Origin of the sequence: Coprobacillus cateniformis (assembly GCF_009767585.1) — a bacterium.
Classification (GTDB): Bacteria; Bacillota_I; Bacilli_A; order Erysipelotrichales; family Coprobacillaceae; genus Coprobacillus; species Coprobacillus cateniformis.
The window spans coordinates 1-524 of the sequence record NZ_WSNW01000027.1; the positions used below are offsets into that span (position 1 = coordinate 1).

Sequence of the window (524 nt, forward strand, 5' to 3'; positions counted from 1 at the left end):
TAGAACAATCTATCAAGGACGGCTGGAGAGTTAAAAATACAGATGATCTTAAATTATTAATAAATCAATTAAAAGAAAGGAACATATAAAATGCTATTAACAAGAGAATATATCAAAACATTAGAAAGAGAAGAGATAAAAATCGGTAACAAATATTATCTAGGAGAATTAGTTAACGATGATGAAGATTTAGAAGAAATTATTAAAGGTGGTGCAATTGGAGTTGATGAAAGAAATGTAGTTGAATTTGTCGTGAGTGATTTAGATAATGACAATTTATTAGATTGTTTGGTAGTTATCAAATCAATTCATTAAATAGCCCTGACGAGTCTTTGAAATAAGACGAAACACCTTAAAAAAAAGGTGTCGGTTATAAATAAGATGGAGGATATAAAAATATGAAAAAATATGCCGTATATAAAGTAATAGCATTGATTATCAATCAATAATGTATGCTATAGATGAAAGCAAGTTTGATTTAAGTTCATACCATTGTGAAGTTGAAATTTTATAAAAAATTGGGT

At 26.9% G+C, this 524-nt stretch carries 1 protein-coding gene; it reads left to right on the forward strand.

What is annotated here, in order from left to right:
• Window positions 1-90 precede the first annotated feature (90 nt).
• Window positions 91-315 (forward strand): hypothetical protein, encoded by a 225-nt coding sequence (locus tag GQF29_RS18245; protein ID WP_008788037.1) that lies wholly within the window; start codon window positions 91-93, stop codon window positions 313-315.
• The last annotated feature ends 209 nt before the right edge of the window (window positions 316-524 follow it).

Excerpts from the sequence above, each read along its gene's own strand:
- GQF29_RS18245 (WP_008788037.1), top strand. The coding sequence starts at position 91 with ATGCTATTAACAAGAGAATATATCAAAACATTAGAAAGAGAAGAGATA.